This window comes from Salinicola halimionae, assembly GCF_003206065.1.
Classification (GTDB): domain Bacteria; phylum Pseudomonadota; class Gammaproteobacteria; order Pseudomonadales; family Halomonadaceae; genus Salinicola; species Salinicola halimionae.
This window is the reverse complement of sequence record NZ_PZJQ01000002.1, coordinates 633,858-648,898: the sequence shown is the minus strand read 5'-3', so window position 1 is coordinate 648,898 and position 15,041 is coordinate 633,858. Positions and strand designations below refer to the sequence as shown.

The 15,041-nt window shown below is 62.6% G+C and carries 12 protein-coding genes; 7 read left to right on the top strand and 5 right to left on the bottom strand.

Annotation, left to right across the window (positions count from 1 at the left end; all coding sequences use genetic code 11):
* The first annotated feature begins 14 nt into the window (after nucleotides 1-14).
* The 4 genes from DOM27_RS03535 to DOM27_RS03520 all read left to right on the top strand — a co-directional run bounded on the left by DOM27_RS03535 (nucleotide 15) and on the right by DOM27_RS03520 (nucleotide 4,531).
* Nucleotides 15-1,040, top strand: a complete 1,026-nt coding sequence (locus tag DOM27_RS03535; protein ID WP_110654648.1) for a serine hydrolase domain-containing protein — start codon at nucleotides 15-17, stop codon at nucleotides 1,038-1,040.
* Nucleotides 1,037-2,668, top strand: coding sequence for a gamma-glutamyltransferase family protein (locus tag DOM27_RS03530; protein ID WP_110654647.1), 1,632 nt, complete (start codon nucleotides 1,037-1,039; stop codon nucleotides 2,666-2,668). Before DOM27_RS03535 ends, DOM27_RS03530 begins: the two co-directional genes overlap by 4 nt.
* A gap of 21 nt (nucleotides 2,669-2,689) precedes the next feature.
* Entirely contained in the window at nucleotides 2,690-3,622 is a 933-nt protein-coding gene (locus DOM27_RS03525) for a 2-hydroxyacid dehydrogenase (protein ID WP_110654646.1), read from the top strand.
* 99 nt (nucleotides 3,623-3,721) lie between these two features.
* Nucleotides 3,722-4,531, top strand: a complete 810-nt coding sequence (locus DOM27_RS03520; protein ID WP_110654645.1) for an HAD-IIA family hydrolase — start codon at nucleotides 3,722-3,724, stop codon at nucleotides 4,529-4,531.
* A gap of 59 nt (nucleotides 4,532-4,590) precedes the next feature.
* On the opposite strand, the gene hemG is transcribed toward DOM27_RS03520, so the two are convergent.
* The 5 genes from hemG to betC form a co-directional block, all read right to left on the bottom strand.
* Complete coding sequence (gene hemG / locus DOM27_RS03515) at nucleotides 4,591-6,024, bottom strand: protoporphyrinogen oxidase (protein WP_110654644.1); 1,434 nt, start codon at nucleotides 6,022-6,024, stop codon at nucleotides 4,591-4,593.
* A gap of 101 nt (nucleotides 6,025-6,125) precedes the next feature.
* Nucleotides 6,126-7,451, bottom strand: a complete 1,326-nt coding sequence (locus tag DOM27_RS03510) for an aryl-sulfate sulfotransferase (protein WP_223162263.1) — start codon at nucleotides 7,449-7,451, stop codon at nucleotides 6,126-6,128.
* A 220-nt stretch (nucleotides 7,452-7,671) separates the two neighbouring features.
* Entirely contained in the window at nucleotides 7,672-8,304 is a 633-nt protein-coding gene (locus tag DOM27_RS03505) for a cysteine hydrolase family protein (protein WP_110654642.1), read from the bottom strand.
* 84 nt (nucleotides 8,305-8,388) lie between these two features.
* Nucleotides 8,389-9,978: an ABC-F family ATPase gene (locus DOM27_RS03500; RefSeq protein ID WP_110654641.1), complete on the bottom strand. Its 1,590-nt coding sequence runs from the start codon at nucleotides 9,976-9,978 to the stop codon at nucleotides 8,389-8,391.
* Between the two features lie 184 nt (nucleotides 9,979-10,162).
* Nucleotides 10,163-11,677 (bottom strand): choline-sulfatase, encoded by a 1,515-nt coding sequence (gene betC, locus DOM27_RS03495; protein ID WP_110654640.1) that lies wholly within the window; start codon nucleotides 11,675-11,677, stop codon nucleotides 10,163-10,165.
* 239 nt (nucleotides 11,678-11,916) lie between these two features.
* Between betC and DOM27_RS03490 the strand changes: the two genes are divergently transcribed.
* The 3 genes from DOM27_RS03490 to DOM27_RS03480 all read left to right on the top strand — a co-directional run bounded on the left by DOM27_RS03490 (nucleotide 11,917) and on the right by DOM27_RS03480 (nucleotide 15,040).
* Nucleotides 11,917-12,684, top strand: a complete 768-nt coding sequence (locus tag DOM27_RS03490; protein WP_245392569.1) for a hydrolase — start codon at nucleotides 11,917-11,919, stop codon at nucleotides 12,682-12,684.
* A gap of 137 nt (nucleotides 12,685-12,821) precedes the next feature.
* Nucleotides 12,822-13,148, top strand: a complete 327-nt coding sequence (locus DOM27_RS03485; RefSeq protein WP_110654639.1) for a XapX domain-containing protein — start codon at nucleotides 12,822-12,824, stop codon at nucleotides 13,146-13,148.
* Complete coding sequence (locus tag DOM27_RS03480) at nucleotides 13,145-15,040, top strand: amidohydrolase (RefSeq protein WP_110654638.1); 1,896 nt, start codon at nucleotides 13,145-13,147, stop codon at nucleotides 15,038-15,040. The genes DOM27_RS03485 and DOM27_RS03480 overlap by 4 nt, the downstream gene beginning before the upstream one ends.
* The last annotated feature ends 1 nt before the right edge of the window (nucleotide 15,041 follow it).

The following is a 15,041-nucleotide window of genomic DNA, read 5'->3' as shown; positions in this document are numbered from 1 at the left end:
CAAGCTCTCACTCCATGCCTGCCTGGCGTCTCTGCCTCGTTGGCCTGCTGACGCTGCTGCCGCTCGAGCAGGCGACCGCGGCCCTGGCCGCCGACCGTCGGGAGAGCGTCATCGAGCGCGCCAGCGTCCTGCCGCGCAGCCACACCCTGCTGGTCGCCATTGATGGCGAGACCGTGATCGACGAGAGCTTTCGCGGCCACGCGACCGACGAGACTGCCAATATCAAGTCACTCTCAAAGACACTGATCTCGGCGTTGGTGGGCGCCGCGATCGATCGCGGCGTGATCGAGAGCGTCGATCAACCGATTGTCGAGCTGCTGGGTGACCGTGTTCCCGCCGATATCGATCCTCGCGTGAACAAGATCACCGTGGGCAACCTGCTCTCGATGCAGGCCGGATTGGAGCGCACTTCCGGCAGCAACTACGGTGCCTGGGTCGCAAGCCCGAACTGGGTCCACGATGCGCTCGAACGTCCCTTCGTCGACGAACCCGGCGGTCGAATGCTCTACTCCACCGGCAACAGCCATCTGCTCTCTGCCGCACTCACCGAAGCCACCGGTGGCACGACTCTGGCGCTCGCCCGCGACTGGCTGGGCGAGCCACTGGGTTTTGCCATTCCACCCTGGACGCGAGACCCGCAAGGCATCTACTTCGGCGGCAACGAGATGGGGCTGACGCCGCAGGCGCTGCTGCGCTTCGGCGAGATGTTTCGTCAGAACGGTCAGCTCGACGGCCAGCGCGTGCTCTCCGTTGGCTGGATCGAGCGCTCGTGGCAGCCGCGCACCCGCTCGTTCTTCAACGGTGACGATTACGGTTACGGTTGGTTCATCACCCGTATCGCCGGCGAATCGGTCTTTTACGGCTGGGGCTACGGCGGCCAACTGCTCTACGTGATCCCCTCGCGAGCCATGACCGTCGCGATGACTTCCGACCCGACGCCACCTTCCAGCGGCAGCGACTACCTGGACGACGTCGAGGCCCTGGTCGGCGATTTGATCGAGGCGACAGCGAATAACGACAACGAGACGCCCAGCACATGACACGATTCCATCGCGATATCGACAACTGGACGCTGACCACACCGGCCGCGCGCTCCCGGCATGGCGCGGTGACGTCCCAGCATCGCGTGGCGGCGCAGGCCGGCGCCGCGCAGCTCAACGCCGGTGGTAATGCCATCGATGCCATCGTCGCCACGGCCTACGCGCTCAATGCGGTCGAGCCGTGGATGAGCGGCCTTGGCGGTGCCGGCTTCATGGTGATCTGGCTGGCGAAGGAGCAGCGCGCGGTGGCGCTCGATTTCCAGGGAACCCTGGCCGGCGACACCCGACTCGACGACTATCCCGTCGACCCGAACCTGCCGGCAACGCCGATGGGTTTTCCCGGCGTGGTCGACAACGCCAACATCGAAGGCTATCGCTCGATCACCGTGCCCGGTACCGTGGCCGGGCTCGAACACGCCCTGAGCCGATTGGGCTCCCGGCCCCGCAGCGAGGTGATGGCACCGGCCATTCGTTTGGCCGAGCGCGGGCTGAACGTCGACTGGTTCACCAGCCTGCAGATCGGTGTCTGTGCGCGGACGCTAGCCCGCGACCCAACCTCACGCGATATCTATCTCCCCGGCGGCCACCCGGCGACGCCGGAAAGCCGCCTGAAAATCCCCCATCTGGCCGAGACCCTGCGCGAGATCGCCGAGGGTGGCAGCGAGACTTTCTATCGCGGTGCGCTGGCGGAGAAGATCGTCACCGACCTGCAAGCGGGCGGTTCACGAATCTGCCACGCTGATCTCGCCAACTACGAAGTGCTCGAGTATGAGCCCATGGCCGCCGAGCACCGCGGCTACACGCTTTACACGCCGGGTGAAGTCTCAGGTGGCCTGCGCCAGCGCGAGATGCTGGCGTACGCGCTCGCGGCCATGCCGACAACCTCGGAGAAACCGACGCCGGAGACCTGGCTCGCCTACACCGAGGCGCTGGAGTACTGCTGGAAGCAGCACAAGATTCGTAACGGCGTGCTGTCCGCTATGGATGGCGTCATCGATATCGAGAATGGCGCCTGCACCTCGTCGATGTCGTCGGTGGACGCCGAGGGCAACATGGTCGCGCTCACCCACACCCTGCTCAATCGCTTCGGCTCGGGCGTCACGCTGCCTTCGACCGGCATGCTGATGAACGACAGCGTCAGCTACTTCGATCCGCGCCCTGGCTATCCCACCACCATGGCGGGCGGCAAGCGCATCAATTCCTCGAACATGTGTCCGACGGTGGCGGTGAGGGATGGCGAGGCTCGCTTCTCGGTGGGCGCCTCCGGCGGCAACCTGATCATGCCGGCAGTGACCCAGGTCGCGGCATTGATGATGGACTTCAACATGAACGTGGAAGAAGCCGTGCATCGCCCTCGCCTGGATGCCAGCTACCGCGGCTCGGTGCGTGTCGATCCACGCTTCGATCACGCGACACTGGCGAAACTGGGCGAACGCTTCAAGCTGGAGATCGCCCAGCCGCTGGTGTTCCCCAAGCTCTACGCCTGCGTGTCGGCGGTATCGCGGAATCCGGCAACGGGCGAATGCGTCGGCATCAATGATCCGACTCAGCCGATCGGCGGCGGTGCTACGCCGGCGCCATTTCATATTGAACCGCTCGGCGATGACGAGTCGGTCGTACGACCCTGATTCACTACCAGGATTCCGAAGATGTCTATCGTTGTATCAATACCGGGTGTGGATAAAACAAACTGGTGGATCGAACAGCTTCAGGGCCTGCTGCCGGCGTGGACGATCCGCTCGTTCCACGATCCGGGCGATGTCGAGGCGGTCACCTATGCCGTCGTGTGGAAGCCGAAGACCGGCGCGTTTCTACCCTTTCCCAATCTCAAGGCGATCGTCTCGCTGGGCGCGGGCATCGATCATGTGCTGGCCGATACGAAGCTGCCCCGCCAGATTCCCATCATTCGTACCGTGGGTACGGATCTGACCCAGCGCATGCGCGAGTACGTGGCGCTACACGTGCTGCGTCACCACCGCGACATGCCGACGATCAGTGCCAATCAGCGCGAGCGGCGCTGGAAACAGCTGGTAGTGCCGCCAGCGACGAATCGCACCGTGGGTGTCATGGGACTCGGCAATCTGGGAAGCGCGGCGGCTTCCACGCTTTCCGCGCTGGGTTTCGAGACGCTGGGCTGGTCACGCACCAAACGCGATATCGAGGGGATAACGACCTTCACGGGCGAAGCCGGATTCTCGGCGTTCGTCGGTCGCTGCGAGATTCTGGTCTGCCTGCTGCCATTGACCGACGCGACGACGGGGATTCTCGATGGCAGGCTCTTCACCAGACTGCCTCGCGGTGCAAGCGTGATCAATGCCGGTCGCGGCCAACACCTGGTCGAGGACGACTTGCTCGCCGCACTGGATAGCGGCCAGTTGAGCCACGCCACGCTGGACGTGTTCCATGTCGAACCGCTGCCGAGCGAGCATCCGTTCTGGACGCATCCCCACATCACGGTGACGCCGCACATCGCCTCGTTGATCGACGCCCCCACCGGTAGCCGGATCGTGGCCGCCAACCTGGAACGTTTCGAGCGCGAAGGTAGCGTACCGGATCTGGCCGATGCCGAGCGCGGGTATTGACCGAACAGACGCAGACATCACTTGTTGCCGACAAGTTGCTAAACTGGCAGAACAAGTGATCCGGTATCGATCCTCTCTCCACGCGCGCCAAGGGGCCTCATGTCTAATAAAGAGACCAGCAAAAAAGATAACACCGCGAGTCGACGGAACATCAAATCCTGGTTGACCGATATGGATGGCGTCCTGGTCCATGAAAACAAGGCCATCCCGGGCGCATCGGAGTTGATCAACCAGTGGCGGGAACGCGAGATCCCGTTTCTGGTGCTGACCAACAACTCGATCTACACCCCGCGGGATCTGAGTGCACGCTTGAGACAAAGTGGCCTGGAAGTCCCTGAAGACAAGATCTGGACCTCGGCGCTGGCCACGGCGGCGTTCTTGCGCGACCAGGCGCCGGGTGGGTCGGCATTCGTGGTCGGCGAGGCGGGATTGACCACGGCGATTCATGAAGCCGGCTTCATCATGACCGATACCAAGCCGGACTATGTCGTGCTCGGTGAAACCCGCTCCTACTCGTTCGAGGCGATCACCAAGGCGATTCGCCTGATTCTTCAGGGCGCGCGCTTCATCTGCACCAACCCGGATGCCACCGGGCCCAGCCAGGAAGGCGTGCTGCCGGCCACCGGCGCCATCGCGGCTCTTATCACCGAGGCCACCGGCCGCAAGCCGTATATCGTCGGCAAGCCCAACCCGATGATGTTCCGTTCGGCGCTGAACAAGCTCGGTGTCCACTCGGACGGCGCGGGAATGATCGGCGATCGCATGGATACCGATATCGTCGCCGGTATCGAAGCCGGCATGCACACGGTGCTCGTACTGAGCGGCATCGCCGACAATGCCGAGATCGAACGCTATCCGTTCCGTCCCCGGGAAATCCTGTCGTCGGTGGCAGAACTGGTGGACAAGTGAGTGGGTGGACTGAAAATCATTGAATCAGTAGATACTGACCTGACGACGCCCTCCTGTCGTCAGGTCGGCTCCGCGGCCAGCAGTTTTTCCGCCAGCAAGCGGCCGTTCTCGAGGCAGTCGCCCACCGCGATACCGCCACGCCAGTTACCGGCGAGGTGCAGCCCGGGATAATCCCGAAGCGCGTCATCCAGCATCTCCATTCGCGCCAGATGGCCGAGTTCGTACTGAGGTATGGCCTGCGGCCAGCGCGTCACTTTTTGCCACACCGGCTCTCCTCGGATGCCCAGCAGATCGCGCAGATCGCCAAGGACTCGCGATACTTGCGTCGCGTCGTCTCCGGCTGCCGCTTCCGGGCTCTGACGACCGCCGATGAACACGTTGAGCAGCTTGTGCCCGGCCGGCGCCCGGCCTTCGAATAACGTCGAAGAGAACAGCGCGCCCAGCGTACGGCGTTTCTCGGCGCGCGGAATCAGCACGCCGAAACCATCCAGCGGATGCGCAATGTCCTGCTCGCGGAAGCCAAGCGCGATGGCATTGACCGGCGGATAGGCGATCGCCGACAGCGGTTTCGCCAGCCGCTCGTCCAGCGGGCGCAGCAGTATCGCCGCCACCGGTGCCGGCACCGCCAACACCAGCGATCGGGCCCGCCATTGCTGGCCTTGGCGATCCTCGACGACCCACTGTTCGCCTTCGCGACGAATGCCACTGATTTCACAGCCAGTCTGGAGCGCCGCGGTCGGCTGGGCAGCAATACATTCTGCCAGCCGGTCCGCCAGACGCTGCAGCCCCTGCGGAAAGCTGACCAGTTTTCCCCGCCATTCGACAGGTATCGGGGAAGGATCGCGGCGCGCCTGACGAAGCCGTTTGAGACCGCCAATGATCAGCGAGCGGTGCTGCTGTTCCATCGCAGCCAGCCGTGGCATCGCGGCCTGAACCGAGAGCCGCGCGGGGTCTCCGGCATAGACGCCGGAGACGAACGGATCGACCATGCGTCCGAGAATCTTTGGCCCCAGGCGGCGCTCGACGAACGCCGCCAGTGTCTCTTCCGATGCCGTCGAGCGGGCAATGAACGGCTCGCGAGCGAGCCGTGTCCAACCGCGCCAACCGATGATCGGGCTGGTCAGCGCGTCCAGCGGCTTCATCGGCAGCGCCACGGGCTGGCCGTTCAGCACCACGAAACGCTTGGTGCTTTCCGCATTGGCGGGCTGCGCTTCGCCAAGCAGGTCGAGCTCCTCGAGCAACGCATAGAGCGGCGGCTTCATGATCACGGTGTTGGGGCCGTGCTCGATCTGCCACTCGCCGTCCCGCTCGGTATGCAGATTGCCACCGACCTGGTCGTTGCTCTCGAGCAGGGTGACGCTCTGGCCGCGCTTGGCCAGCGTCCAGGTCGCCGCCAGCCCGGTCGCGCCGGCGCCGACGATCAGGGTATCGAGCGATGCGTCACCCGGAAGGGAATTCGCGGCGCGCGAGGAATCTGCGAGGTGGCTGGACATGGTCACTCGTACGGGGAAGTGTGTTCTGGAGTCTACGCAGACCTTACGTCATCTGCACCCGGCCAGCGTGCGGCACGTTGCCGTCACGCCGACCGAGAAGCTCAGGTGCCGGAAGGCGCGTCGGGCTGGCCCGGATGGCAGCCGGGCGCCGCCGGATAGAGACCGCAGTCCGGCTTCACCGCGGTTTCCTCGTGGGACGTGCCGTCCGGTGCCCAGTCGTAATCCACCAACTGCGCGCGATAGACCTGATTGGTGACGTAGTCGTCCTCAGGCATCGATTTGCCGAAGAACGGGCTGACGTACTCCCACACGATCTCGCCCTTTTGGGTGATCTGAAACAGTCGCCCGTTCTGACCTTCGTCGATCAGCGTATTGCCGTTGGGTAGCCGACGCGCGCTCGAGATGAACGAACTGTAGAACGTGTAAGGCGAGCGCCCGGACATGTCGCCGGAGTACTGCCACACGATCTCGTCGCTGGTCGGGTCGACCTCGATCACGCGCGAGGACGAGAAGAAGCCCTGCCGGGAGGGCGGAAAGCCGGCGTTACCCTGGTTGTCGAAGATCAGCAGATTACCGGCACCCGGCAGCCCTTCCGGAATGATGTGCGCATCGTGCGAGCCCACGGTCTGGTCGACCGGGCGTCCGAGCTTGCCGGTCAGTTGCAGCGCGGGGAAATCCGGACCCATGCGCCAGACGATCTCGCCGCTCTGTCGATCGACGATGAAAGTGACGTTGGCATTGCGCGAGTTGATCAGGATGTTGTCCGGCGCGAAGCGCTCGTCGCCGCCGTCATACCAGTGATTGGGACCCACGGGCAGCGCGGTATTCAAATGCAGGAAATCCGGATCCTCGGAATCCTTGAGCGAACGCAGCCGTTCGTCGGAGAATCCCATCTCGTCGAGATGATCACCAGCCGTCCAGGACCAGACGACCTTGCCATCGGCATCGACCTCTTCCACCGCGTTGTCGATGATCTCGTAGTCGAAACCGTTGAGCTCCCGCATATCGGCGGTCATTACCAGATTATTGCCGTTGGGCAGGCGGCGCATATCGTGATGCTGATAGACCGGATTCTGCTGACCGCCCCACTGCCATTTCACCTCACCGTCCCAATCCACTTCCGCGACCGAGGCATTGGTCAAGCCATTGCCGGGGCTGGCATGTTCAGGGAGCTTTTCGGCGCGCGCCAACTGTACCAGCAGATGCCCTTTTTCGCCGTTGGCCTGATCGGCCGAGAGCGGAATCGGAGGGAAGCCCTCGAAGTCCCAGCGGTGGACCTCGTTGCCATTCATGTCGATCAGGTGGGTCTTGAGATCGCCGCCAGGAAACAGCACGAGACCATTATAGGCCCGCTCGGGATCGTAGACGGTCGTGCCGGTGGGAAAACTGCTGGGCAAGGCAATCGCTGCCGTTGCCACTGTCGTCATCAGGGCACCCAATAACACCGAAACGGATCTTGCTCGTGACATCATCGCTCGTCGCTCCTTCGTCGAGTCCCGCGGCATGCGGTTTTGGCCGGCACTCCAGCGCACCGGCGGTCTCGCTGGCCGATGATGACCACGACGCATTGCCATCGGCTCTCTCGATAGACCTTGGCCTTAGACCCTGGCGATGGCATTTCTCTCCCAGACCGGGAACGTTTCGCGTTTATGTGGCGCTCGGGAGTAACCCGGCGAACTCGGCGCTGGTCATCGGTTTGGAGAACATCGGGTAGTCGTAGGCGATGGCGGCATCGTGCTCGGCCTCGCTGGTAGCGGCGACGGCGTCGGTCAGCGTCAGCACCTCGAAGCCTTTCTCGTAGCCCGAGCGCATGGTCGATTCCACGCAGCAGTTGGTCAGAAAACCCGCCAGCGCGATGGTTTCGATTCCCTTGCTGCGCAGAATGAAATCGAGATTGGTCGAGGCAAACGTATCCAGACCTCGTTTACCCTCGATGACGATGTCGCCGGGTTGCGGTGTCAATACCTCGCAGATCTCGGCGCCCCATTGCCCTTGCACGAAGGCGTTACCGGCCACCACACCGGCCAGAATGCCGTAGGGTTGGGCGGCAATTTCGTAATAGCCCGGGGCGAAGTGGATGGGCGCATGAAGAATACTGACACCGGCAGCTCGCGCCCTGGCAACGAGGGTCTGGGTCTTGGACAGCATGTCATCACGCCCCATGACGCCTTTCACGGCATCGTGAAGGGCACCACCGGGCGTGGTGAAATCATTCTGGAATTCGATCAGCACCAGGGCGGTCTTGGCGGGGTCGACTCTCTTGGTGGGGGCGTCTGACATGACGGGGCTCTCCTGAACGGGCATGAACTCGCTATCGTTCAGCGTAGCCCATGCACGGCCCAGGAGGGATATCGAAAACGAGCGTTAGCCGTAGATATCCTGACTGCGCAGATAGTCGTCGTAATTGCCGCTGAAATCGACGATGCCATCTTCCTTCATCTCGATGATTCTGGTGGCCAGCGAGCCGACGAATTCGCGGTCGTGGCTGACGAAAATCAGCGTACCGGGATAGTTGTCCAGTGCCAGATTGAGCGCCTCGATCGATTCCATGTCGAGGTGGTTGGTCGGCTCGTCCATTACCAGCACGTTGGGCTTTTGCAGGATCAGCTTGCCGAACAGCATCCGCCCCTGCTCGCCACCGGAGATGACCTTGACCGACTTGCCGATATCGTCGTTGGAGAACAGCATTCGCCCCAGCGCACCGCGCACGGTCTGTTCGCCCTCGGTGGTCCACTGCCGCATCCAGTCGAACAGCGTCTCGCCGCCCTCGAAATCGGCGGCGTGATCCTGGGCGAAGTAACCCACTTCCGCCGCGTCGGTCCACTTCACCTCGCCGGCATCCGGCGTCATCGTGCCGACCAGACAGTTGAGCAGCGTGGTCTTGCCGATGCCGTTGGGACCGATGATCGCCACCCGCTCGCCGGCCTCGATCTGCAGCCCCAGGCGGTCGAACAGCACGTTGTCGTCCCACGCCTTGGAGAGTTTCTCCGCCGTCAGCGCGTGGCGATGGATCTTCTTGGTCTGCTCGAAGCGAATGAACGGACTGACCCGCGACGATGGCTTGACCTCGTCGAGCTGGATCTTGTCGATCTTGCGCTGGCGCGAGGTCGCCTGCTTGGCCTTGGAGGCGTTGGCCGAGAAGCGGCTGACGAACTGCTGCAGCTCGGCGATTTCGGCCTTCTTCTTGGCGTTTTCGGAGTGCAGCCGTTCTCGCGCCTGGGTCGCCGCGATCATGTACTCGTCGTAGTTACCCGGGAACAGGCGCAGCTCGCCGTAGTCGAGGTCCGCCATATGGGTACAGACACTGTTCAGGAAGTGACGATCGTGAGAGATGATGATCATCGTCGAGCTGCGCGCCCGTAGAATGTCTTCCAGCCAACGGATGGTGTTGATGTCCAGATGGTTGGTGGGCTCGTCGAGCAGCAGCACGTCGGGATCACTGAACAGTGCCTGTGCCAATAGTACCCGCAGCTTCCAGCCCGGCGCGACGACACTCATCGGCTGGGTGTGCTGCTCGAGCGGGATGCCCAGGCCGAGCAGCAGTTCGCCAGCGCGCGACTCTGCGGTATAGCCCTCGAGTTCGGCGAAGCGGACTTCCAGATCGGCGACCTTCATGCCGTCTTCGTCGCTCATCTCCGCCTGGGAGTAGATCCGCTCGCGTTCAGCGGCCACCTCCCACAGCTCCTCGTGGCCCATGATCACGGTATCGATCACGCGCTCGTTCTCGAACGCGAACTGATCCTGGCGCAGCTTGCCCAGCCGCGTGGTGGCATCCTGCATCACCTGGCCGCCACTCGGGTCCAGGTCGCCCCCCAGAATCTTCATGAAGGTGGACTTGCCACAGCCGTTGGCGCCGATCAGGCCGTAGCGATGGCCCCCGCCGAATTTGACGGAAACGTTCTCGAACAGCGGCTTGGGGCCAAACTGCATGGTGATGTTGGCAGTAGAGAGCACAGCGGGGAATCTCGCGGGAAACGACGTGAATGGAGCGACGACAGTATCGATAGAACGACGAAAGCCGAGGTGAACTCGACTTTCATCTTGGACGTTCGTATGACGCAGATTATACGCGGATGCGACGCCTACTCATACGCCGCAGGCGAAATGATTGCCACCTCGCCCTCCAACGACCGTCATTTCACTCACCGCGAGGAAAGCGTTGGGACTCCTCGACGATGTTGAGGTCCATGTGATTGCGCATGTAGCGCTGGGAGGCATCCTGCAATGGCTGGTGATCCCACGGGTAGTAGTGCCCATTGCGCAGCGCTTCGTAGACGATCAGCCGCTGCGCCTGACTTTCGCGGACGTCGGCATCGAAGCGTTGCATGTCCCAACGGTCACGTACCTTGGCCTGAAATGCGGCCAGCTCCTCCGCGTACGCCGGATCCTCGGCCAGATTGCGGGTCTCGTGCGGGTCGGCCTCGAGATCGAACAGCTGCGGCGGATCGAGCTCGCAATGGTTGAACTTCCATTTGCCCTCGCGAATCGTGACCAGCGGAGCGTACGTGCCTTCGGCCGCGTATTCCATATAGACCGGCGCCTCGCGGGTACCGCCTCGAGCCAGTGGCAGCAGTGATTGACCGTCGGTCCAGGGCGCGACCTCGGACAGATCGATACCCACCAGATCGGCCAGCGTGGCATTGATGTCGATGGTCGATACCGGCGCCTCGACCGAACGTGCCTCGAGCCCCGGTGCGGCGATCATCAGCGGCACCCTGGAGGAGCCCTCGAACGGGCTCATTTTGAACCACAATCCCTTCTCGCCGATCATGTCGCCGTGGTCGGAGCAGACAACGATGATGGTGTTGTCAAGCATCCGCGTCCGTTCGAGCGTATCCAGAATCGAGCCGACCTTGTCGTCGATATAGGAGATATTGGCGAAGTAACCACGGCGCGCCCGACGCACGTCTTCGGGCTGGATATCGAATTTCGTATAGTCGTTGGCCTCGAAAACCCGCTGACTGTGCGGATCGAGTTCATCGAACGGCACCACGCCCTGCTCCGGATCGAGATGCTCGCAATCTTCGTACAGATCCCAGAATTTGCGCCGCGTCACATAAGGGTCGTGCGGGTGAGTAAAGCTCACGCACATTGCCCAGGGACGCGAATCATGCCCGCGAGAGAGGTCGAACAGTTTCTGCTCGGCATGGAACGCGACTTCGTCGTCGTACTCCATCTGATTGGAGATCTCGGCGACGCCGGCGCCGGTGACCGAGCCCAGATTGTGATACCACCAGTCGATCCGCTCGCCCGGCTTGCGATAGTCCGGCGTCCAGCCGAAATCGGCAGGATAGACATCGGTCGTCAGGCGCGTCTCGAAACCGTGCAATTGATCCGGACCGACGAAATGCATCTTGCCGGAAAGGCAGGTCGAATAACCAGCGCGGCGCAAATGATGCGCCCAGGTCGGCACGGCCGAACGAAACTCGGCAGCGTTGTCGTAAACGCCGGTCCGCGACGGCAGCTGACCCGACATGAAGGCCGCACGACCCGGCGCGCACAGATAGCTCGGTGTATAGGCGTTGTTGAAATTGACCGATCGTTTGGCCAGCTTCTTCAGATTAGGCGCATGCAGAAAGTCCGCAGGCCCGTCCTGAAACAGGGTGCCATTCACCTGATCGGCCATCAGTACCAGAATATTCGGTCGCGTCATGCTCCCTCCCTGCGTCGTTGAAGTTGTCGTTCGAGCTAGGACCCAGCTTGCGCGTCGGAGATGGATTAGCGCAAATGATCAATTCGACGCCTGAGGCCAAGCGAAGCTTGGGCTGGAAGGTGCCATTAAGATGATCGTGACCTCCGCTCACCGCCATTGTCTTGTTCCAAAGGACGCCGTTTCGTTCAATTTTCATCTGCCACGCTTCCGTACCTTGGTAGCCACGAATCGAGATGCCCATGGCCGCCGGAAAGGTGTGTGACAGCGCCCTGATCCGCTCGATTCGACCGCGACTTTCCGCTATCACTCATCGAGAAGGGCTGATCATGTCACCGAAACTGGAAGTCTTGACGCCAAACAACTGCCAGATCATTTTCATCGACCAGCAACCGCAGATGGCTTTCGGCGTGCAGTCCATCGATCGGCAGGTGCTGAAGAACAATGTCGTGGGGCTGGCCAAGGCCGCCCGCATCTTCGGCATTCCCACCACCATCACCACCGTGGAAACGCTCAGTTTCTCCGGGCACACCTTTCCCGAATTGCTCGCCGTGTTCCCGGACCTTCCCATTCTCGAGCGGTCTTCCATGAACTCCTGGGACGATCAGAAAGTCCGCGACGCCCTGGCCAGGAATGGCCGCAATAAAGTCGTTGTCGCCGGTCTGTGGACGGAAGTGTGCAACAACACCTTCGCGCTTTCCGCCATGCATGACGCGGACTACGAGATCTACATGGTCGCCGACGCCTCGGGTGGCACCTCGAAGGAGGCTCACGACTACGCCATGCAGCGAATGATTCAGGCCGGCGTGGTGCCGATGACGTGGCAGCAGGTCCTGCTCGAATGGCAGCGCGACTGGGCGCACAAGGATACCTACGACGCCGTCATGGCACTGGTCAAGGAGCATTCCGGCGCTTACGGCATGGGTGTCGACTACGCCTACACCATGGTGCACGGCGCCGAAGAGCGCGTGAAACACGGTCCGACGCAGGAACCGGTTCCCGCGCGCTGACGCCCGGCCGGTCACGACAGCCTGAACGTTCGATGCTCGACGTCCGCGTCGTAACCGCCATTCTCTCGGCGATGTCGGGAGCATGGCCGCCACGTTCGGTCTATCTCAGCCAATCGTCTTGAGAGGCACATGCAGCCATGAAGCTCTACCTGCTCTCCATCGGTGCCGGTGTGCTGGTCGGCATCCTCTACAGTCTGCTCCAGGTACGCTCACCGGCGCCGCCGCTCGTGGCTCTCCTGGGACTGCTGGGCATGCTCTGCGGCGAGCAGGTGATTCCGGTCGCCAAGCATGTCCTGGGCGGCACCTCGCTGGCATCGGCCTGGCACAAGTCCGATTGCAGCAATCACATTCTTGGCGTGCTGCCGGGGCGGAACAACGGGGTACCTTCGAACCCGGCCCCTGGCTGTCTCACTTCGACCGATCCCGCCGCTCGCCAGCTCGATCCAGAGGACCATCACTCATGAATCGTGTCGCCAATGCATCGCCGGATCTGATTCTGGTCAATGGCCGGTTCACCACGCTGAACCCGTCGCAACCGCGGGCGGAAGCCGTCGCCATCCAGGGCGGTCGGTTTTCGAAGGTGGGTTCCGCCAGCGAGGTCATGGCCGTGGCCGACGCCAATACGCAGGTCATCGATCTACGTAACAAACCGGTACTGCCCGGACTGATCGACAACCACATCCACGTCATCCGCGGCGGATTGAATTTCAACATGGAGTTGCGCTGGGACGGCGTGCCGTCTCTGGCCGATGCCATGCGCATGCTCAAGCAGCAGGTCGCGATCACGCCACCACCGCAGTGGGTTAGGGTCGTCGGCGGATTCACCGAAAACCAGTTCGTCGAGAAGCGACTGCCCACGCTTGAAGAGCTCAACGCCGTGGCGCCGGATACCCCGGTATTCATCCTGCATCTTTATGATCGCGCACTGCTCAATGCCGCCGCACTGCGCGCCGTCGGCTACACCAAAGAGACGCCCGAGCCTCCGGGCGGCGAGATTCTGCGCGACGCCAAAGGCAACCCCACCGGTTTACTGTTGGCACGTCCCAACGCCACCATTCTCTACTCGACGCTGGCCAAGGGCCCCAAGCTGCCGTTCGACTATCAGCTCAATTCGACACGCCACTTCATGCGCGACCTGAACCGGCTCGGAGTGACCAGCGTGATCGATGCCGGTGGCGGCTTCCAGAATTACCCCGACGACTACGCGGTCATCCAGCAACTGGCGGACGATGGTCAGTTGACGGTACGCCTGGCGTACAACCTGTTCACTCAGAAGCCCAAGGAAGAAAAGCAGGACTTCCTGAACTGGACACGCTCGACGCGCTACAAGCAGGGTGACGATTATTTCCGCCATAACGGCGCCGGCGAAATGCTGGTCTATTCCGCCGCCGACTTCGAGGATTTCCGTGAGCCGCGCCCCGAGATGCCGCCGGAGATGGAAGGCGAACTAGAGGAAGTGGTCCGCGTTCTCGTCCAGAACCGTTGGCCGTGGCGGCTGCACGCCACCTACGACGAAACCATCAGCCGTGCCCTGGACGTCTTCGAGAAGGTCAACGAGGAGACACCGCTGGAGGGCATTCACTGGTTCTTCGACCACGCCGAAACCATCACCGAGCGTTCCATGGAACGGATCGCGGCGCTGGGCGGCGGCGTCGCGGTACAACACCGCATGGCCTACCAGGGTGAATATTTCGTCGAGCGCTACGGCGCCAAGGCCGCCGAGGCGACACCGCCGATCGCCAGGATGCTCGAGATGGGCGTGCGCATCTCCGCCGGTACCGATGCCACACGCGTCGCCTCCTACAATCCCTGGGTGTCGCTGGCCTGGCTGGTGACCGGCAAGACCGTCGGCGGCCTGCGCCTCTACCCGCAACATCACTGTCTGGATCGCGATACCGCGTTGCGGATGTGGACCGAGAAGGTCGCCTGGTTCTCCAACGAGGAGGGTAACAAGGGCCGGATCGTCGAGGGTCAACTGGCGGACCTGATCGTTCCGGATCGGGATTTCTATACCTGTGCCGAAGACGAGATCGCCCACACCAGCTCGCAGCTAACCGTGGTCGGCGGGCGCGTGGTCTACGCTGCCGCCGATTTCGAAGGGCTGGACGACGCGCCACCACCGGCCATGCCGGACTGGTCGCCGGTGAATCGTTACGGTGGCTACGGCGGCTGGAAAGAGGCAGAAGTGGCCACCAACCCGCCCCCCGTGATGCGTGTCTCCGCCAGCGCCTGTGGATGCGGTTCGGGGTGCGCCGTGCATGGGCACGATCATGCGCGAGCCTGGGCCAGTCAGGCCCCGGCCTCGGACCTGAAAGCCTTCTGGGGCGCGCTCGGCTGCGCCTGCTGGGCGGTGTGAG